Below are 20,571 nucleotides of genomic sequence, written 5' to 3' on the forward strand. Positions count from 1 at the left end.
ATGGGACGGGTGACCCAGCGCCGCAAGGTGCACAAATTCGTCCTGGACGGCTCCGCCCAGGCCCTGGAGCACCCGGTCCGCTACCGCGAGGACTTCCTGGCCGTCGAGGAACCGCTCGAGGTGCGTTTGGGGCACATGTCCTTCTCGGTGACCATGCGGACCCCTGGCGACGACTTCGACCTCGTGGCGGGCTTCCTGGTCTCCGAGGGTGTTATTTGGGACCCGGCCCAGCTCATTTCCCTGCGCTTCTGTGCCGGCGAGGACGAGAACGGCGTTCAGACCTTCAACGTGGTGGAAGCCCAGTTGCGTCCCGACGTCGTCCTGCCGGAGACCGGGCGCAACGTCTACACCTCCAGCTCGTGCGGGATCTGCGGCACTGACTCCATCGAGGCAGTGCGTAAATCCTCACACTTCAGCCCCGAGGACGACCCCCTGAATGTCCCGGTGGAGGTTCTGGCCGCGCTGCCTGACCGTCTCCGTGAAGCACAGGCGGTCTTCGACAAAACCGGGGGAGTACACGCCGCCGGACTCTTCCGGATCCACGACGACGGTGCTGCCGAGCTGCTGTGCCTGCGGGAAGACGTGGGGAGGCACAATGCGGTGGACAAAGTGGTGGGCTGGGCGCTGCGCGAAGGAATGCTGCCCCTGCGCGGCACCGTCCTGCAGGTCTCCGGGAGGGCATCCTTCGAGCTGGTCCAGAAGGCGGCGCTCGCAGGGATCCCGGTCCTGGCCGCCGTCAGCGCACCCTCCAGCCTCGCAGTGGAGCTAGCACAGGAGACCGGCCTGACGCTGGTGGGCTTCAGCCGGGGGACCAGCTTGAACGTCTACGCGGGCAGCGACCGGGTCGGAGTTCCGGYGGGAGCCGGTGGGGGGCCCACGCCGGCGAGGGCCCCGGCCTGAGCTTGCGAAGGCGGGAGCCGGTGGGGAGTAGGGACCTGCAGGGATAGCCGCCAATCACTTGGCTATTGTTCGGGAACGACGTAGATTTTATCCATCGAATGGAATCTGGTTCCTCCGGACAGTGACCTGCCTACTAGGCTGCTCATAACGGTAAGGAAGCAATCAACCCAGCCCACCGCCAAAGGGGACCTCAATTGCACGACGACCGCCGGATCACTGAGAAGCGGCTCGAACGTTTTGTCCGGGAGCGGATAGCTCCCGCCATCTATGGCCGTGCGCTGCCTCTTGAACTGAGCAGCTGGGATGCCCCGGGGGAGCCGGTTCCGGTCTCGGAAGCACTCCGCCAGGTCTTTGAGCCCCAGGAACACGGTGCCGCGTGGGGCAAGGCCTGGAGCACCAAGTGGCTGCGGCTTCGGGGCGAGGTCCCGGAGGGGTGGGGAGTCGCCGATGGCACCACGGTGGAGATCGTCGTCGATCTCGGGTTCAGCATCGACGCACCCGGATTCCAGTGCGAGGGCATCGCCTGGCGCCCGGACGGCACCATCATCAAGGCCATCTCTCCGCGCAACCAGCATGTCCCGCTGAAGCTTCTGGGTGGCGGACTCTCGGTGGACTTCTACGTGGAAGCCGCGGCCAATCCGGATCTCAGCCAAAGCTGGACCTTCGCGGCAACCCCGCTCGGGGACAAGTCCACCTCCGGAGACGAGCCCCGCTACCGGCTCGGACGCATAGCCATCGCCGAACTCAACGAGGTGGTCTGGGAGCTCCACCAGGACATCTGGACCCTTAGCGGGCTGATGCACGAACTGCCCTTCGAACTGCCGCGGCGGCATGAGATCCTCCGCGCCTTCGAGCGCATGCTGGACATCATGGACCCGGACGATGTTGCCGGTACCGCAGCCGCCGGCAGGGAAGCCCTCGCCGAGGTCTTGAGCCGGCCCGCTTACGCCTCGGCCCACGAACTTCTGGCCACTGGCCACGCCCATATTGACTCGGCCTGGCTATGGCCGGTCCGGGAAACCATCCGCAAATGCGCCCGCACCTTCTCCAACGTTGTGGCCCTCATGGATGAGAACCCCGATTTCGTCTTCTCCTGCTCCTCGGCGCAGCAATTGGCATGGATGAAGGAGTTCTATCCTGAGCTGTTCATCCGGATCCGGGAGAAGGTGAAGGCCGGGCAATTCGTGCCGGTTGGCGGCATGTGGGTGGAATCCGACACCAATATGCCCGGTGGCGAGGCAATGGCCCGCCAATTCGTCGAGGGCAAGAGCTTCTTCCTGCAGGAGTTCGGGATCGACTGCCAGGAGGCCTGGCTGCCTGACTCCTTCGGATATTCCGGGGCCCTCCCCCAGATCGTCAAGTCCGCTGGTTCCCGGTGGTTCCTGACCCAGAAGATCTCCTGGAACCAAGTCAACAAGATGCCGCACCACACCTTCAACTGGGAGGGCATCGACGGCACGCGGCTTTTCACCCACTTCCCGCCCGTGGACACTTACAACTCCGAGCTCCACGGCCGCGAACTGGCCCATGCCCAGCGCAACTACCGGGAGCATGGCCGCGGCACCATTTCGCTGGTCCCCTTCGGTTACGGCGACGGCGGTGGCGGACCCACGCGCGAAATGGTTGCCGCCGCCCACCGGACGGCGGACCTCGAAGGCTCGCCGAAGGTGCGCATGGGAACCGCGAAGGAGTTCTTCACCCAGGCCGAGGCCGAGTACCACAACCTCCCGGTCTGGGTAGGGGAGATGTACCTTGAGCTGCACAGGGGGACGTACACGAGCCAGGCCAATACCAAACAAGGCAACCGCCGCTCGGAACACCTGCTGCGCGAGGCCGAGCTTTGGTGCTCGACGGCGGCAGTACGGACTGCGGGTTCGTTCACCTATCCCGCGGCGGACCTCAAGCGGTTGTGGCGGCTTGTACTCCTGCAGCAGTTCCACGACATCCTGCCGGGCAGTTCCATCGCGTGGGTCCACCAGGATGCGGAGCGGAACTATGCCGCGATCGCCCGGGAGTTGGAAGGCATCATAGCGGGTGCCGCGTCAGCCGTTCTGGGCGAGGGAGACACCACGTTCCTGCTCAATGCCGCGCCGCACGAGCGCAACGGTGTTCCGGCGCTCGCCGCTGCCGAGCCGGTCCACTCGGATAGTCCAGTCAGTGTCACAGAGCGCGCCGGCGGTTATGTTTTGGACAACGGCATCATCCGGGCGGTGCTGGACGCCAATGGATTGCTGACCTCCCTCTCCGATTACGCAACGGGCCGGGAAGCCATTGCGCCCGGGACGTTCGGCAACCACCTTGAGCTCCACCGGGATACGCCGAACGAATGGGATGCCTGGGACATCGACGAGTTCTATCGCCGGAACGTCGTCCCGGTGGTCGACGCGCGATCGGTGACGCTGGAACGTGCAGGCTGGGACGTCGTCGTCGTGGTGGAGCGGACGGTGGGCTCCTCCACCATCACGCAGCGCATTTCCCTCGAAGCGGGCGCGGAATCCCTCGGCATTTCCACCACGGTGGACTGGCAGGAACACGAGAAACTGCTCAAGATCGGTTTCCCGCTGGATGTCCGTGCGGACCGTTCCGCCTCGGAGACCCAATTCGGGCATGTCTTCCGGGCTACGCACACGAACACGTCCTGGGAAGCCGCCAAGTTCGAATTCTGCGCCCACCGCTGGATCCACGTGGCGGAGCCGGGTTATGGAGTCGCAATCTCCAATGCCTCAAGTTACGGGCACGACGTCACCCGGACCATCCGTGACGACGGCGGAACCACCACCAATGTGCGTGTGTCACTGCTGCGGGCGCCCAAGTTCCCGGACCCCCAAGCCGACCTTGGGGTTCACGTCCTGGATCTGAGCATCCGGCCCGGCGCCAGCATCGGCGGGGCCGTGGAAGAGGGCTACCGGACCAATCTCAAACCGAGGTTGCTGGCAGGGGCGAACCCCGTTGAGCCGCTTTTCACGCTGTTCAACCAAGCGTTGGTCATCGAGGCCGTCAAGCTTGCCGAGGACGGCTCCGGAGACGTCATCGTGCGGCTTTACGAATCTCTGGGAGAACGCTCCACGGGCCTCATCACAGCCAACTTCGAATCCCGGATGGTGCAATCCGTGGACCTGTTGGAACGTCCCGTCGAGGCTCCCGGAGTGAAGCCCGGAGCGGGAGCTGCCGAACTGACCCTGCGCCCGTTCCAGCTGGTGACCTTGCGTTTCAGCCGCTAGACGGTTGCGTGCCCGGCCCACCCAACTAGCTCGCAGTAGATGTCGTTTTGGAGGCCCAAAACGACAACAAATGCTGGGCCCACGCCGCCAGGGTTCCCTGGCCGTGGGGCCACACCGGCGAGGGCCCCGGCCTGAGCTTGCGAAGGCTGGGAGCCGGTGGGGACTTGCGAGGCGAGGGTGGCGGTGGGGATCAGTTGGGGGTCAGACGTCGTGCTGGAGGCGCTTGACGAATTGCTTGGTGCGTTCCTCCCGCGGCTCGCGCAAGACATCCGCTGCTGGTCCGCGCTCCACCACTACGCCGCCGTCCATGAAGATGACTTCGTCGGCAACCTGGCGGGCAAAGGCGAGCTCGTGCGTCACGATCACCATGGTCCAGCCTTCGTCGGCAAGTTCCTTGATGACACCGAGCACTTCGCCCACCAGTTCCGGGTCCAACGCCGAGGTGGGTTCGTCAAAGAGCAGCAACTGCGGCTTGAGGGCGAGGGCGCGCACGATTCCCACCCGTTGTTGCTGGCCGCCTGACAGCTCGAAGGGGTAGGCGTCTCGTTTGTCCGCGAGGCCCACCCGGGCCAGGAGCCGCTCGGCCTCCGCGACCACTTCCGCCCGTGGACGCTTCTGGACCTGGAGCGGTCCCTCGATGATGTTCTTGAGCACCGTCATGTGCGGGAACAGGTTGTAGTGCTGGAACACCATGGCACTGCGATCCCGGAGGGCGGCGATCTCCCGCTTGCCCACGCTGCCCGCGAAATCGAGGGTCAGTCCTGCGCCGGAGCCCCGGACCGTCCCCGCGTCGGCGTCCCCGAAGGTGACCGTTCCGGCGTCGGGCACTTCGAGGCCGTTAAGTGAGCGCAGGACGGTGGTCTTTCCCGAACCGGACGGCCCGATCAACGCGACCACCTGGCCGCGCCTGACGTCGATGTCGATTCCGCGCAGCACCTTGTTGCTGCCGAAGGCTTTGGCGAGGTCCCGGGCAGACAGCACCAGCCCGGAGTTCCCGTGGGGGGCGTTGCTGGGCTCAGTGGGCGACATAACGGTCCAATCTGCGCTCCAGGGCGGACTGGCCCGTGGAGAGGACGAGGCAAATGACCCAGTAAACCAGGGCGGACTCGAGGTACAGGATCATGAATTCCTGGCTGAATGCGGCGATCTGCTGGGCGTTGCGGAAAAGCTCGGTGACCAGGATGAGCGAAGCCAGCGAGGTGTCCTTCACGAGGGAAATGAAGGTGTTGGACAGTGGAGGTACCGAGACCCTGGCCGCTTGCGGGAGGATGATCCGCACGAGCGTCTGCGGACGCGACATTCCGATGGTGTGCCCGGCCTCCCACTGGCCCTTGGGCACCGACAGGATCGCGGCGCGGATGACCTCGGCCGCGTAGCCGCCCACATTGAGCGAAAACGCGATGATGGCGCTCGGCCACGGCTCCAGCTTCACGCCGATGCTCGGGAGACCGTAGAAGATCACGAACAACTGCACCAACAGGGGAGTCCCACGGATCACGGAGACATAGAAGCGTGCGACGCCGGAGAGCAATCTGTTGGGGCTCAAGCGCAAGAGGGCAACGAGGAGCGCCAACGCCAGGCCAATGGCGAACGAAGCCAGGGTGAGGGGGATGGTTCCTGTGACGGCGCCCCCGACGATTGGCCCGAAGGAACTCCAGACGAGGTCCCAGTTGAAGGTCATCTGATTGGCCGCCGGCTACTTGGTAACGTCTGCGCCGAAGTACTTCTGGGAGATCTTGGCGAGGGTGCCATCGGCCTGAAGGTCCGTGAGCGCTTTGTCGACCGCGGCTTTGAGTTCGGCGGATCCCTTGCGGAAGACCATGGCGCTTTGCGTCTTGTCGGTGGTCTCCGCGGCGATCTTCAAGCCGGAGTCCGGAGTGCTCTTGGCGTAGTCGAGGTAGGTCAGCTTGTCGTTGACGGTTGCGTCGACGCGGCCTTGGCGGACCAGGGTTGCGGCTTGCGCCCAGCCTTCGACGGACTGCACGTTGGCGCCTGCGTCAACTGCCATCTTGTAGAAGTTGCTGGTCAGCGACTGCGCGGTGGTCTTGCCTTTGAGATCGGCGAAGCTGTTGATGGAGTTGTTGTCCGACTTGGTCACGACGACGCCATTGGAGATCGTGTACGGCGCCGAGAAATCGTACTTGGCCGTGCGTTCGGGGTTGATGGAGATCTGGTTGGCGATCATGTCGAAGCGCTTGGAATCAAGACCCGCGAAGATGCCATCGAACTGGGTTTCCTGGAAGGTCGCCTTCACTCCGAGCTTGGCAGCGACGGCCTGGGCGATCTCGACGTCGAAGCCCGTGAGGGGACCGGCCCCGTTCTCGTGGAAGCTGAACGGCCGGTAGGTGCCTTCCGTGGCAATAACGATCTCGCCCTTGGACTTGATGGCGGACAGCGAGGTATCTCCACCCGACGTCGACGACGGCGAGGAACCACCGCCGCAAGCGGTCAGTGCCAGCGCGACGGCGGCCAGGGTTGCGGACAGTGCTGTGCGGCGGGTGGGCAGGCTCTTCATGAAAGCCATCTTAGTCACGGGACCGGACTGGGGTGCTTCGGGCGGTGTCCGGCGTACACGGGAGGACGCTTAAAAAGGCTGAGTGGGGGCGGTCCCCAACAGCCCGCCACCACTCATCCCCCCAAAAGTGCTCCCGCACGCGCCACGAACCTTGGAAACCCGTTCATTGATTCAAAGGTCAGGCTGCGTCGCCTTCACACATTCATAATTATGGCACGATATAATGGATTTATGAAAGAGGTTACGCGGTATGTTTTTAAATTACCGTGCGGCTAGTCCGGCTGGCAACGGTTTTGGACAGCCAGATGCCTCCCAGGCCAAGTGCAGTGGCCAAAGCGGCAGAGTAATTGATGAGCGGCCGCAGCCACGTATTCGTTGGCGGGATGAGCGGAAAGACCTGTGAAACCGTTAGCAAGGCAAGGCCCAGGAGCAGTGTCGCTGAGGCGGCCCGGAGCAGAACGGGACCCGAACCTCGGACCGATCGCCAGATGCCCGGGATGAGGCATACGGCAACGTAGCCCGGGTAGAACCTGCCCAAGGCCGCATACAGATCAAGGGCCGGCCCAGGGTCAAGGTCATTCAGGCCAACCGTGGAGTCCCGGGTGTCCATCGAGAAGAAGAAGAAGGCCGTGAGGACCGCGGTTGCTCCCAAAACGGCCAAGCCAATCGGCCCGCGGATGGCGCGTTCTCCGCCAGCTGAGCCAAAGGCCCTGGCCACCTTGATGCCCATGAGCAGGAACGTTCCGTAGAGCAGGAACCGGAGCAGCAGGTTGCCGAGGTTGAAGTTGCCCAGCCACCCGTCAATCAGCACATAGGGACCCTCGATGCTGAGAAGGATGTCGAGGGAAATCAGTGCGAACAAGACGAACATCATGCGGTTCTCGCCCCGAACGGCGCTGGGGATGCGAATGGCCGTCAAAATGAGGCAAATGGAGAGCGTAGCCCACGCCAACACGGTGGTCATCCCAGGTTCTCCCAGATTCTGTTGCTGTGGTCGAGCTCGTGCTCATGGCGGCGCAGGGCCTTGCCCAGGGCCTGCAGCCGCTCTCCGGCCAGCAGGGCCAGTTCGCCGTCCGTCATCCTGTCCAGGGCGTCCCGCCGCGCCCCGGGGGGCCATCCTGCCTCGGCCTCGGTGACGAGGCCGCTGGCCACGAGGCCTCCGGCCGGTCCGACGCCGGCCGCCCGGGACGTTGCCAGGGCCAGTTCCGGGGGCAGCCGGTTGGCGGTCAGGTGCGCGGAGAAGTTCTGCGGTGCGATCCCGGTGGAGCCGCTCACCCGGTGGCGCAGCTCGCCGTCGTCGATCGCGTCCACCCAGTTCCTGACTGAACTACCGTGCGGGGTCTCCGCCAGGACCAGGGGCGGGACGCCCTCGCCGGGATCGGAGCGCTCGACGACCGCACGCAGCAGATCCATGGTGGACACCTGGCTGACGAGTTCCGCATCAGTGGGGGGAACCGGGGTTCCGCGAAGCGCCGCGTAGGCCTCGAATTGTGCCAAAGCATCGAAGGGATTCATGTCGAAGGCCCGGCTGATGCTCACGAGCGAACTCTCGGCCACCTTGCCGCGAACCAATTGCTGGGCCAGTGTGGTGCGTTTCACTCCCGAAAAGCGGCAGACATCGGCCGTGCTGGTGTTCGGGGCGATCCCGTGCAGCCAGCGTTGGAACGCCTTGGAGGGGAGGGACATGAACCACTTTCTGCTAGACGGTTTCAGGTCTGCGAAGTCGATTTTACGATGCAGGCACATTGAATTATGCTTGATTCTCGAACCCGCTGGTCCGCACACCCCCCAAGTACGGACCAGCGGGTTCTTCCATGCCCCGGTCTTTCGGACGGCAGGGTATTCGCACGGCCGCCCTTTCGCGTGGCCGGCCTTTCCGCTCAGGAGCGGAGCAGTGAGAGGATAGACCAATGACTGCAACGCTTGTCGCCAAAGAGCTCTCCGGCGGCCACGGTCACCGCACCTTGTTCTCGAAGCTCTCCCTCACCGTCGCGCCAGGAGACGTCGTGGGCGTCGTCGGCGCCAACGGCGCCGGGAAATCCACCCTGCTGCGCATCCTCGCGGGAGCCGACCGTCCCCAGGAGGGCACGGTCAGCCTCGCTCCGAGCGACGCCTTTGTCGGCTGGCTGCCCCAGGAACACGAACGCACCCCAGGCGAAACCGTCGCCGCCTACATTGCCCGCCGCACTGGTTGCGCCCAGGCCACTGAGGAGATGGAGGCCGGAGCCGAGGGGCTCGCAGCCGGAACCGCGGAGGCCGACGACGCGTACTCCCTGGCTTTTGACCGCTGGATGGCATCGGGTGCCGCGGACCTGGAAGACCGGATCCCCGCGGTGCTGGCGGAACTTGGCCTCGAATCGGGTCCCGATGCGCTTATGACGGGCCTGTCCGGCGGGCAAGCCGCCCGCGTTGCCTTGGCTGCGCTCCTGCTGAGCCGCTTCGACGTCGTGCTGCTCGACGAACCCACCAATGACCTGGACCTCGACGGACTGGCCCGGCTTGAATCGTTCGTCCAAGGCCTTCGAGGCGGCGCGGTGCTGGTCTCGCATGACCGCGAGTTCCTGGCGCGCTGCATCACCAAGGTGCTGGAACTGGACCTGGCCCAGAACAGCGTGGCCGTCTACGACGGCGGTTACGATTCCTTCCTCGAAGAGCGGGCGGTAGCAAAGCGGCACGCCCGCGAACGCTACGAGGAATTCGCCAACACCAAGGCGGATCTCGTATCCCGGGCCCGGACGCAGCGCGAATGGAGCTCGCAGGGCGTCCGCAACGCCATGAAGAAGAGCCCGGACAACGACAAAATCCGCAGGGCCGCGAGCGTTGAGTCTTCGGAAAAGCAGGCCCAGAAAGTCCGGCAGATGGAATCCCGCATCGCCCGGCTCGACGAGGTGGAAGAGCCGCGCAAGGAATGGCAGCTGCAGTTCAGCATCGGCCAGGCTGCGCGCTCCAGCTCCGTCGTCGCAACCTTGCGCGACGTCGTGGCACACCAGGGCGACTTCACGCTGGGACCCGTCAACCTCCAGCTCAACGCCGGCGAACGCATTGGCATCACGGGACCCAACGGCGCGGGAAAGTCCACCCTCCTGCGGCTGTTGCTCGGGATTCAACAGCCCGACGCCGGAGATGCCTCCATGGGTGCATCCGTGGCGATCGGCGAGATCGACCAAGCCCGCGGACTGCTGGCTGGGCACCTTACCCTGGCAGACGCCGTCGAATCTGTCCTGGTCGACTGGAACTCCGCGGATGTGCGTACCCTGCTGGCCAAGTTCGGCCTCAAGGCGGACCACACCTCCCGGACCGTGGATTCCTTGTCCCCGGGCGAACGCACGCGCGCGGCGCTCGCGCTGCTGCAGGCCCGCGGCGTCAACCTGCTTGTCCTGGACGAACCCACCAACCACCTCGACCTGCCGGCGATCGAACAGCTCGAGGATGCGCTTGACGGCTACGAAGGCGCGCTCCTGCTAGTCACGCACGACCGCCGCTTGCTCGAAAACGTCCGGCTCGATTCCCGCTGGCACCTTGACAACGGCACCGTGACCGAACTGCACCACACTTCCGGAATGGGGAATCACAAGCCATGAGCATGGATGGCGTCGCCTGGCGCTCGCTCTACAACATCACCCGCGCCAAGAGCGGCTCCCAGCCGTTCTCGCGGGAAACCATCCGGCGCGTGCTCGCTTTCGCGAAACCGCACCGCAACAAGCTGATCGCCTTCGTGCTGGCCTCCATCGCTGGTGCGTTCCTTGCCGTGGCCACCCCGGTGCTGGCCGGCAAAGTGGTGAACGCGATCATCGCCCATGCGGGCGTGGACGTCGTGGTCGGGCTGGCCGCGCTCATCGCTGCCGTGGCCGTCGCCGACGCCGGAGTGGGACTACTGACCCGGTGGCTGTCTTCCGTGATCGGCGAAGGCGTGATTGTCGACCTGCGGACGCGGGTGTTCGACCATGTGCAGCGCATGCCCATCGCCTTCTTTACCCGGACCCGTACCGGAGCCCTCGTCAGCCGGCTCAACAACGACGTCATCGGAGCCCAGTCGGCGTTCGCGGGCACTCTCTCCGGTGTAGTCAGCAACGTCGTGTCCTTGGCGCTGACCCTCATTGTCATGCTCAACACGTCCTGGCTCGTCACCGTCCTCGCGATGGTGCTGCTGCCGATCTTCCTCATTCCCGCACGCCGCATGGGCTCCAAGCTGGCCGACCTCCGTCGTGAAGCCGCGTCCCACAACGCGGCCATGGGAACCCAAATGACGGAGCGGTTCTCCGCACCCGGCGCCACGCTCGTCAAACTGTTCGGCCGCCCGGACGAAGAGTCCGCCGAGTTCGCCCTGCGCGCCGGCCGTGTGCGTGACATCGGCGTCCGCACCGCCATGTTGCAGTTCACGTTCATCACCGCACTGACCCTCGTTTCCGCCCTGGCCCTCGCACTCGTTTACGGACTGGGCGGTTGGCTTGCGCTGAGCGGGCAACTGGCCGCGGGCGACGTCGTCGTACTGGCGCTGCTGCTTACCCGCCTGTATGCGCCGCTTACCGCACTGTCCAGTGCCCACGTTGAGGTCATGAGCGCGCTGGTCAGCTTCGAGCGGGTCTTCGAGATCCTGGACCTCAAGCCGCTCATCCAGGAGAAGCCCGACGCCGTCGCGGTGCCTTCGGGCCCTGTTGCGGTGGAGTTCGACGACGTCCGCTTCGCCTATCCGTCCGCGGACAAGGTGTCCCTTGCCTCGCTGGAGGAAGTGGCGACGCTTGATACCCGCGGCGGCGAGGAGGTCCTGCACGGAATCAGCTTCCGCGTGGAGCCCGGGCAGACCGTTGCGCTCGTGGGGTCCTCCGGCGCGGGCAAGTCCACCGTGGCCCAGCTGCTGTCCCGGCTGTACGACGTCGACTCCGGCGCCGTGCGATTGGGCGGGCATGGGCGAGGTACCGGCCTGGATATCCGGGACGCAACGTTCGATTCCCTCCGGGCGACCCTGGGCATGGTCACGCAGGACGGCCACCTCTTCCATGAAAGCATCGCCTCCAACTTGCGGTTGGCCCGGCCGGGAGCGACGGACGAGGAAATGTGGGACGTGCTCCGGCGCGCCAGGCTCGAAGCGATGGTCCGTTCCTTGCCGGATGGCCTGGAGACCGTGGTGGGGGAGCGCGGCTACCGCCTTTCCGGAGGAGAACGCCAGCGGCTCACCATCGCACGCCTCCTCATCGCCCAACCCAGGGTCGTCATCCTCGACGAAGCAACGGCAGCCTTGGATTCCACCAGCGAAGCCGCGGTCCAGGCGGCCTTGGGCGAGGCACTCGAGGGACGCACCGCCGTCGTGATCGCCCACCGGCTCTCCACCATCCGGGCCGCCGACGTGATCCTGGTGGTGGAGGACGGATCGATCATTGAGCGCGGCACGCACGCAGAGCTCCTCGCCGCAGACGGGCGCTACGCAGAGTTGTACAACACTCAGTTCGCTGAGGCGACGGCTGTGGCACAGGAAGCTGTTCCGGAGCTGTAGGCACGGTGCCGGGCTTCAGCTCCTGGTGTGTTGACGGACTTCCGGGGCCACTTCCACGCGGTTCCTGCCGGCGGACTTGGCGGCGTACAGCGCCATATCGGCCTCTTTGAGGAGCCGCTCGCTGCTGACGCGATGGCCGGGCACAAAGGCCGAGAGACCGGCGCTCAAGGTCAGGGTACCCGAGGGGTTACCTGAGTGCGCGATGCCCAGCTCCCGCACGGCCTCCAGAGCGCGGGCGAGCCTGGCTTCTGCGCCGGATACCGTCTGGCCCGGCAACAGGAAGAGGAATTCCTCCCCGCCGAAGCGGTAGATTCCGTCGCTTTCGCGCCCTTGGGCGGCAAGGGAGGCCGCAACCGACTGCAATGCGAGATCTCCGGCCTGGTGGCCATAAAGATCGTTATATCTCTTGAAGTTGTCCACGTCGCAGATCGCCAGGCTGTAGTCCGTTCCGTAACGGGCGCATCTGTGGTGCAGCTGTTCCAGGTCCTCCGAGAGCTTCAGCCGGTTGTGGAGCTTCGTCAGGGGATCGGTGCGCGCTTGCTCCGCGAGCGCGGCACGGTAGCGTGCAAGATCGGTGTGCAGCGAAGTCACCCTTTGAGCCACGAGCAGCCGGGTATGCAGGGCGAACGGGTCAAGCGGCTTGGCCACGTAGTCGTCAGCACCGGCCTGCATGCCCGCGACGACGTCCTCGCGTGAATCTTTCGAGGTGACAAGGACAAGGTAGGTGTAGGAGTCCTCTTCCGCGCTGCGAATGGCGCGGCAGAGTTCCAGTCCGTTGAGCCCGGGCATCATCAGGTCAGTCACCACAACTTGCGGCCGATGTTGCCTGTACAGCTCCCAAGCGGAGTTGCCGTCCGCGGCCACGATGCATTCGTGGCCGGACTGCTCCACTGCCGCCTTCGCCACGAGACGCGAACCGAAATCGTCGTCCGCCACCAGGACCTTCACGAGGCCACCGACAGAGCGTGGTCCAACGCTTTGTCAACAAGTCCCAGTTCGGCCTCAAGGCCGGCCAGGAGCGCGGGATCGACGGGCCCGCCGCTTGATGAGCTGCGTTCCAATTCCTCGCACATCCGTGCCGCGCGGGCGGCCCCGATGTTGGCTGCGGCTCCTTTTAGCTTGTGGGCAACGTGCCTGAAAGTGTCTCGGCTTCCGTTGTCCAAAGCGTGGCGGAGTGCCTCCAGGCTCGGTTGGATGTCTTGCCTGAAGGCCTGGGCGGCGGCGGGCAGCAACCCGAGCCCGTCTGCCGGACCGAGGTCACGCAACGTTTCCAGCCTCGCGGGGTCGAGGACAGTGCCGCCGCCTTCCTTCGATGTTTCCGGGATCCATCGCGAGAGAACCCGCTCCAATTTGTCCACGTCCACCGGTTTGGTCAGATAATCGTCCATGCCGGCCGCAAGGCAGCGCTCACGATCCTCATCGAGTGCGCCTGCCGTCATCGCAATGACCGGCAGCCGCCTGCGCCCATCGTGCCGTGCCCGGATGGCTTTGGTGGCCTCGAATCCGTCCATGACGGGCATATGGCAGTCCATCAGGACCGCGGCATACTCGGTGGCCGCAGTGGCGGCGACTGCTTCGCTGCCATCAGCTACGACGTCGGCCTCGTACCCGAGCTTCGCAACCATGCTGCGGGCCACGAGCTGGTTGACCTCGTTGTCCTCGACGACGAGAATCAGGCCGCGCGAAGGCTGGCTGATGGTCACCGGGATGGCTGGAAGGACCACGGGAGCCGCGAGCGGGCGGGCCGCGACAAGACGCATGAGGCGGTCGTAGAACTCGGAGCTGCGCACCGGCTTGGTCAGCCATTCCTGGACCCCGGCGGCCACGAGTTCGGCTTTGTCCACATTCATGGTGGACGTCAGCATGATGATCCGGGTGGATGCGAGCGCGACGTCGGTGCTCAGCTGGTGTGCCAGCTCCAAGCCGTTCATGTCCGGCATGCACATGTCGAGCACCGCAATATCGAAGGGACGTCCGGCGGCGGCCTCTTCGCGGCAGCGGTCCAGGCCCTGTTGGGCGTCGCTGACAGCTTCCGGTTTCATCCGCCAGCCAGCCAATTGCCCCTCGAGCACCAATCGGTTGGTCGAGTTGTCATCCACCACAAGGACCCGGAGTCCCGTGAGCTGGTCGGGCGAGATCGACGCCGGAGCTGCCGCAGCTTCGCTCACTGCCAAGGGAAGGGTGGCCCAGAAGGTGCTCCCGTTGCCCAAGGAACTGTCCACCCCGATTTCGCCGCCCATTACCTCTGTAAGCCTCCGTGAGATCGCCAGTCCAAGGCCGGTCCCGCCGTACCGCCGGGTAGTGGAGGCATCGGCCTGCGAGAACGACTCAAAGAGCCTGTGGTGGTCTGCCGCATCGATCCCGATCCCGGTGTCGCGGACCTCGAAGCGTACACGAACGTTCGCGGATTCTTGCTTCACGAGCTTCACGCTGATGACAACTTCCCCTGAGGGAGTGAACTTCACGGCGTTCGAGGCCAGGTTGAGCAGGATCTGCCTGATGCGGCCGGCGTCGCCCACCAGCATCGCCGGAACCTCCGGGCGGCAGTACGCAATCAGCTCCAGGCCTTTGGCCTGTGCGGCCTCGGCAAGGAGGACCGCGAGTTCCTCCACCAAGGTGCGTGGATTGAAGGGAGCAGGGTCCAGATCGACCTTGCCTGCTTCGAGTTTCGAGAAGTCCAGGATGTCATTGATCAAGGACAGCAGGGATTCGCCCGCACCCTTGACGCCTTCGGCATATTGGCGCTGGGTTTCCTCCAAGGGGGTGTCCAGCAACAATCCGGTCAGCCCGATCACTCCGTTCATCGGCGTGCGTATCTCATGGCTCATCGTCGCGAGGAACTCCGACTTCAAGCGGCTGGCTTCCTCGGCGGCTTCCCGGGCGGTCACCAACTCGGCCTGGGCGATCCTGCGTTCGGTGATGTCCTGGGCGATCGTGGCGACTCCGCGGATGCCGCCGGTGCCGCGGATCGGAGACATCGTCAGGGAAACGGGAACGATGCAGCCGTCGATGCGGACCCGTGCTGTTTCGTAGCTGTGGGTTTCCCCGCCGGCCCGGATGCCCGCCAAGAGCTCTTCTTCCTCCTCCTGAAGTTCGTCCGGAATGATGAAGGAAACATGCCTGCCGATTGCCTCGGCGGCGCTGTATCCGTAGATCCGTTCGGCTCCGGGATTCCAGCTGGTGATGACACCGTCCAGTGACTTGCCCACGATTGCATCCGCTGAGGAGTTGACGATCGCGCCGAGACCTTCAAGTTCCGCTGTACGCTCGGCAACCTTGGATTCGAGATCCCGCGTGAGGTTGATGTTCTCGAGGATGATCAGAATCTGGCGGGTGATGGCCAGGGCCAGGGCAGTGAGCCCCACGGCCTGGAGGAAGGGGTCCCCGGGACGCCCGACCCGTATGGGCGCCACCATCACGGCACCCAGGACAGGGACGTAGGGGAGCAGTTCCAGGGCCAAGGTGTAGAGGCGCCGCTCCGTCCGGGGACGCGGGGCGTAGGGGACCAGCGGGGCGAGGGCTATCAGCAGGAACGCCGTGATCCAGCCTGCCGCCAGGGGAGTTCCGGTGAGACCTGTGACGCCCTCGGACGTCAGGTCCACGTACGTACTGTCAGTGATCGCAAGGACGAGGAGTCCGCCACCCAGGCAGACCCACCTGAGGCGTTCCCCTGGTGCCCTCCGCATGGTGAGCATGAGGACGATGGAGACCATCGCAATGTCGGCAACCGGATACGCGAGGCCGGTGAGGTGGACGAGGGTCTCCTGCCCTTCGGCCTTGTACATGGAGCCGAGGACGGTAGCCCAGCTCATGAACAGCACTGCGGACGCAATCACTGCCGAATCCAGGAGTGCACGCAGGAAAGCAACCGAGGAGACCCGGGGACGAGGGAACAAGTAGAGGGCTATGGCGGCAGGGATCGAATAGCCGACGAAAGCGGCGTCGGCCACGGAGGGGTAGGGGTAGTCGTGATCGAGCGTCAAGCCGTAGAAGGTCCAGATCGCTTGTCCGGTGGTCCAGATCAGCGTGGCTAGGCCCATGACCCGCCACGCACGGGCGCTTTCATCCTTGCGCCGCCCCGCCCATGCACAACTGGCTGTGGCGAGCAGCGATGCTGCCAGGATGGCGAGGTCACCGGCTGACTGGGCCCCGGACGTCCCTTGGTTTGCGCCGAGGATCGCCGCCAGGATGGCCACTGCCGCAGCGGTGACGATAACAGTCCAGGCGAGGGCGGGCCTACGCAAGGCGTGGCCGTTCATGCCGACTCGCGGGTTGCGACGGCAGGGACCCCGGGAGGAAAGCCGGGCAGTGCGTTATCGGGAGTATGAAACAGCCAGAGCGAGAGCCTGCGGTACGCCTCCCAGTCGCGGTCACGAACCCGTAGCGAAGCAGTGTATTCTCCCTTCGAACTAGACCACACCCGGACGATATCCAGGGGGATCCGTGCGTCTCCCGGGAGTTCCAAGAGTACGCGGCCTGATTCCGGCAGCGCGTCCGCCCCGACCCGGACTGCGGCGCCTCCCATGGAAATGTCCAGCAGTTGGCCCGGGACCCCGGAAACCGTGACAGGTACCTTGACGGTGACCCGGTGGGCGCTCCTGCGTGATGTGGCGAATTCGGCGGCCCTGATCCGGAGCGTCCCCAGCACCAAGACAACCCCCGCCAGCACCAGCCAGACTCCGGCGGCAATCGTGGAGCCAGGACTCGTCCGCCAGGGCACCCAACCGAGGACTCCGGCCGTCGCATAGAGAATAATCGCGCCCACGATGACAATCAGCACAATGAGGATCCGCGGGGCCCTTCCGCGGAGTCGAAGTTCCGCGGCGCCTTTCGGGGTGACTTGAAACTCCAAGGACTTCCGGGAAACGAGCCACCAAAGGCAGGCCATCCCGACAGGAACCCGGAAAATCCGCAGGGCGAACGCCGTCGGCCAGTGGATCTGGTGGCGCATGAGCCTCTTGGCGCCCCACAAACGCACCCAGAACATGGCGGCGAAGGCAAGGGTGAACTCAACGGGCCCGGCGGTGGAGGTCTGCGCGCCGGAGACCATGACCGCCATGGGGATGATGAAGGCAATCAAGGTGGCAATGCCCTCAAGCCACCATAAGGTTCCGTTGATGTATTCGTGGAAGTTCCGCCAGGTCATCCAGCTCTTGGCCGCCCAAAGGCGCTCGTAGGTCAGGATCTGCATCGCGCCCATGCCCCAGCGTCTGCGCTGCAGCAGGTATTGATCGGCCGTTGCCGGGGCCAGGCCAACTGCCAGGGTCTGGTGGTGGTACACGGTCTTCCACCCGAGCCGGATGAGCTTGAGGGTGGTGTGCATGTCTTCGGTGATGGTCTCGGTGGCTACTCCACCTACCTCGCGAAGCGCCTTGATCCGGAGCAGCGAGGTTGACCCGCACCAGAAAGGTCCTGCACCGGGAACATTGCGCGAAGGCATCAGGACGTTGAAGAACAATCCCTGTTCGCCGGAGATGCCGTCGTCGTCGAAGGCTCCTGAGTTGTAGAACGCCTGCGGCCCCTGGATGAGGGCGATTTCCTCGTCGGCGAACCAACCCAAGGTGGCCGTCAGGAATGTTGGGAGGGGCACGTGATCGCAGTCGAGCACGGCAATGATGTCTATTGGGTCTTTTCCGGCTGCTTCCTCCGCAGCCATCAAATCCAATGCATGGTTCATGTTGCCCGCCTTGGCATGGTCGTGCTCGGCGCGGGTGACCACTCTTGCACCGAAGGATGCGCACATCTCGGCAACCCACGGGCGGCTTCCATCATCCAATACCCACGTTTCGTGGCGCGGTTGAAGCGCGCAGGCCGCGGCGATGGTGGGCGCAAGGACTTCGACCGGCTCGTTATACGTGGGGATCAGCACGGCGACCTTCATGCCATTGGGAGCTTGGGCAACCGGCTCAGGCGCATAACAGTCGATGTTCCACAGAGTGATGGATTTCAGGACCAGCCCTATCAGGGGAAGGGCCTCAAACGTCACCAGCGTCCACGCTATGACAAGATCCCCGCCACCAAGCGGCATGGTGAATGCGACCCGCCACGTCAGGTAGAGCAACAACGCTGCTATCGCAGCTATCCCGCCGGTCCTGGCCATTCTGCGGGAACGGGGAGCTTCGGGCGCGGGAGAACCCAGTTGCGCCGCCCAGCCGGCCATTCCGGCCGTCGAGTACGCCTTGACCTCCACAGGAGTGTCACGGAACTGCGGACGTTCTCCGCCGACGTCCCCCCGGACGCGTCGGCGCTGTTCAAGAGATTGCATGCGATCCCCCAGCTGGATCTGACAATGCAGCCTGTATCAAGTTAAAACAAACTGTGCGATCACTATAGCCAGTTCTCACCGGATTTTCATGGCAAAACAGGGAAGTTCAGGCCCCGACACGCATGGCTTTTCCGGGAGCGGGAAGGCCTACTTTTTCGCGAGCAGGGGCAGGACGTGGTCCGTCAGGAGCGGAGCCAAATCGTCCGGAAGTTCAGCAGAGAGATCCAACCACCGGATCTCTGCGATCTCGGCCGAAGGGCGGGCTTCCCACGTGCCCGGTGCGGTGAAGACGGTGGCCTCGATGTCAGTCGCGGCCTCATTGGCGGCGACGGCGAGCCAACTCCCCAAGGCCTCAAGGTCGGCCGGGTCGATCTCGATTCCGACTTCCTCGGCCAGCTCGCGGGATGCCGTCTCCGCCGCGGTTTCACCTGGCTCGGGCTTGCCGCCGGGGTGCATGAACTTGTCCGTGCCGCGCTTGCGCACGGTCAACAGCCGTCCGGCGTCGTCGTAGACGCAGACCGCGCTGACTACTATCAGGTCCTTGGCTGGACTGTTGCTGGTCATGTCTCTCTCCTTAGCCGGGATTCGAGCAGCAAGTCCTTGGCTGGTCCGTGCACGTCCCAGGCGTAGCTGAAGGCATCCGGCCCGCCCCAGAGGTAATTGACTTTGTAGTCATCGGGATCGCACCAGTGGGTGTCCTGGTTGGCGTGGTCGCGGAAGCTCATGCGGTGGAACGGTTTCCCATCAGGGAAGTAGACATCCATGGCTTCGGGGGAGTCGGAAGGCCGCAGGAGGTATTCGCGGAAGGCGGGGCCGGTGTGGGTGGGCCAGGTCATGGTGCCGTCTTCGCGAAGGAAGAGACCGCCGTCGGGGGTTTCCGAATAGCGCACGACGCCGGCAAAGGTACCGCGGGTGCCGCCCGCCCGGTCCCACAGGGACCGTTCCACGGTCCAGCTGCCCAGCAGGTAAGCCCGCAGGTCTTGCGTCGGAGACGATTCGCGCAGCTGGTCTTTCAAGTGCCCTCGATTGGAATCGAACCAACGACACCGGCTTTAGGAGAGCCGTGCTCTATCCACTGAGCTACGAGGGCCTGTGCGCGTGCTGGAAGCTCCTGGGAGCCGCTCGCCGGGCACGCATACAAGCATACAAGCTACCGGGGCGGCCCTCGAACACCGACGCCGGCAACACGCGCTGCCCGGCAACACCGGCGGCGGCGCACGCGGCACCGCATGCGGGTGCTGGCGTTAGGCTGGCCCGCATGCGAGAGCAAATGACCGTGGCGGCCGCCCACGGCGGCCGCCCACGGCGGCCACCTCCCGGAGCTCGGCACCATCCGCTCGAACATCGGCGGTTGGGCCCAGTTGAGCGTGGTGCAGTATTTCGTGGCCGAATCGGCGGTGATCGAAGCCTGGCGGGGCCCCGGACCCTACGACCGCCGGACCGGGTTCATCAGTGATCTTGGCGCGCTCAAGTGCGGGGTCTACGAGCACCGCGACGTCTGTTCGCCCCTGCATCTGCTCATGAATGCCTCCTTCGTCGTGCAGGGCCTGGGCATGCTTTTCGGGGCGATCCTGCTGAGTTCGGCGCTCCTGTGCATTGCGGCCCGTCCCGGCGTGCGGATCCTGCAGGGTGCCGCCTACCGCAAAGCGCGGCCCACCGCCGTCGCGGTCCGGTTCCTGGCAGGTATCTCCGGGCTGGGAACTGTGGTTGTTGGGTTTGTGCCGGAAGACCTGGGTTCTCCCTTCCATCTTGCGGGCGCCCTGATGTTCTTTATCGGTGGAGCATTCGCACTGTTGCTCCTCGGGCTGCTCTGGCTGCCGCATACAGCGATGAGCTGGTTCATCCTGGCGTGCGGGACGTTGACGCTGGGCGCCCTGGTGGTCGGCGGCCTGACACGGATGGATGTCCCCGAACCGGGAACCCTGGAACGACTGATGGCCTATCCGGTCACGATCGGATTTTCCGCCGCGGGACTTGTGGTGGCGCAACGGGTCCGGGAAGTACGGCGAACGGCGGCGCGGCTTGCGAAACGATGAGTTTTCGCGGGTAGCCTCATGTCAGCGGGTGGGCAATCTTTGCATTATCATGAGTGCACTCACCGGAATGGCGCCGGGCTGAGGGTTCCATGCAGTCTTGGCGCAGATTAGATTGACCGACACGGCAGAACATAGGACCCATG

Annotated in this window: 15 protein-coding genes and 1 tRNA gene; 5 read left to right on the forward strand and 11 right to left on the reverse strand. The window is 64.8% G+C overall.

Annotation, left to right across the window (positions count from 1 at the left end):
- Both fdhD and AB4068_RS04375 read left to right on the forward strand, forming a co-directional pair.
- Complete coding sequence (fdhD, locus tag AB4068_RS04370; RefSeq protein ID WP_441432764.1) at positions 1-900, forward strand: formate dehydrogenase accessory sulfurtransferase FdhD; 900 nt, start codon at positions 1-3, stop codon at positions 898-900.
- A gap of 194 nt (positions 901-1,094) precedes the next feature.
- Entirely contained in the window at positions 1,095-4,121 is a 3,027-nt protein-coding gene (locus AB4068_RS04375) for an alpha-mannosidase (RefSeq protein ID WP_441432765.1), read from the forward strand.
- Between the two features lie 201 nt (positions 4,122-4,322).
- Here AB4068_RS04375 and AB4068_RS04380 read toward each other — a convergent pair whose 3' ends face one another.
- From AB4068_RS04380 to AB4068_RS04400, 5 genes are all read right to left on the reverse strand, one after another.
- Entirely contained in the window at positions 4,323-5,150 is an 828-nt protein-coding gene (locus tag AB4068_RS04380) for an amino acid ABC transporter ATP-binding protein (RefSeq protein WP_284989628.1), read from the reverse strand.
- The gene (locus tag AB4068_RS04385) at positions 5,137-5,802 is read right to left on the reverse strand and encodes an amino acid ABC transporter permease (protein WP_059388188.1); all 666 of its coding nucleotides are present in this window, start codon (positions 5,800-5,802) and stop codon (positions 5,137-5,139) included. The genes AB4068_RS04380 and AB4068_RS04385 overlap by 14 nt, the downstream gene beginning before the upstream one ends.
- Positions 5,803-5,817: 15 nt before the next feature.
- Positions 5,818-6,636: an amino acid ABC transporter substrate-binding protein gene (locus tag AB4068_RS04390; protein WP_059388190.1), complete on the reverse strand. Its 819-nt coding sequence runs from the start codon at positions 6,634-6,636 to the stop codon at positions 5,818-5,820.
- Between the two features lie 256 nt (positions 6,637-6,892).
- Complete coding sequence (locus AB4068_RS04395) at positions 6,893-7,600, reverse strand: hypothetical protein (protein ID WP_306962973.1); 708 nt, start codon at positions 7,598-7,600, stop codon at positions 6,893-6,895.
- Positions 7,597-8,322: a hypothetical protein gene (locus tag AB4068_RS04400; protein ID WP_307052777.1), complete on the reverse strand. Its 726-nt coding sequence runs from the start codon at positions 8,320-8,322 to the stop codon at positions 7,597-7,599. The genes AB4068_RS04395 and AB4068_RS04400 overlap by 4 nt, the downstream gene beginning before the upstream one ends.
- Before the next feature lie 224 nt (positions 8,323-8,546).
- Between AB4068_RS04400 and AB4068_RS04405 the strand changes: the two genes are divergently transcribed.
- Positions 8,547-10,217: an ABC-F family ATP-binding cassette domain-containing protein gene (locus tag AB4068_RS04405; RefSeq protein ID WP_441432766.1), complete on the forward strand. Its 1,671-nt coding sequence runs from the start codon at positions 8,547-8,549 to the stop codon at positions 10,215-10,217.
- Positions 10,214-12,127: an ABC transporter ATP-binding protein gene (locus AB4068_RS04410; protein WP_284989633.1), complete on the forward strand. Its 1,914-nt coding sequence runs from the start codon at positions 10,214-10,216 to the stop codon at positions 12,125-12,127. Before AB4068_RS04405 ends, AB4068_RS04410 begins: the two co-directional genes overlap by 4 nt.
- A gap of 15 nt (positions 12,128-12,142) precedes the next feature.
- Here AB4068_RS04410 and AB4068_RS04415 read toward each other — a convergent pair whose 3' ends face one another.
- The 6 genes from AB4068_RS04415 to AB4068_RS04440 form a co-directional block, all read right to left on the reverse strand.
- Positions 12,143-13,075, reverse strand: coding sequence for a GGDEF domain-containing response regulator (locus AB4068_RS04415; protein ID WP_284989634.1), 933 nt, complete (start codon positions 13,073-13,075; stop codon positions 12,143-12,145).
- On the reverse strand, positions 13,072-16,386 hold the full coding sequence (locus tag AB4068_RS04420; RefSeq protein WP_441432767.1) for a response regulator: 3,315 nt from the start codon (positions 16,384-16,386) through the stop codon (positions 13,072-13,074). The genes AB4068_RS04415 and AB4068_RS04420 overlap by 4 nt, the downstream gene beginning before the upstream one ends.
- Positions 16,383-18,392, reverse strand: coding sequence for a glycosyltransferase family 2 protein (locus AB4068_RS04425; RefSeq protein ID WP_284989635.1), 2,010 nt, complete (start codon positions 18,390-18,392; stop codon positions 16,383-16,385). The genes AB4068_RS04420 and AB4068_RS04425 overlap by 4 nt, the downstream gene beginning before the upstream one ends.
- A gap of 147 nt (positions 18,393-18,539) precedes the next feature.
- Positions 18,540-18,956, reverse strand: coding sequence for an NUDIX hydrolase (locus tag AB4068_RS04430; RefSeq protein WP_059388181.1), 417 nt, complete (start codon positions 18,954-18,956; stop codon positions 18,540-18,542).
- Entirely contained in the window at positions 18,953-19,408 is a 456-nt protein-coding gene (locus AB4068_RS04435; protein ID WP_253257207.1) for a DUF6314 family protein, read from the reverse strand. The genes AB4068_RS04430 and AB4068_RS04435 overlap by 4 nt, the downstream gene beginning before the upstream one ends.
- Before the next feature lies 1 nt (position 19,409).
- A tRNA-Arg gene (locus AB4068_RS04440) sits at positions 19,410-19,482 on the reverse strand.
- A gap of 241 nt (positions 19,483-19,723) precedes the next feature.
- Between AB4068_RS04440 and AB4068_RS04445 the strand changes: the two genes are divergently transcribed.
- Positions 19,724-20,428: a DUF998 domain-containing protein gene (locus AB4068_RS04445; protein WP_441432783.1), complete on the forward strand. Its 705-nt coding sequence runs from the start codon at positions 19,724-19,726 to the stop codon at positions 20,426-20,428.
- Positions 20,429-20,571: the final 143 nt, after the last annotated feature.

The organism is Arthrobacter sp. 2RAF22 (genome assembly GCF_052115325.1).
In the GTDB taxonomy this organism is placed as follows: Bacteria; Actinomycetota; Actinomycetes; order Actinomycetales; family Micrococcaceae; genus Arthrobacter.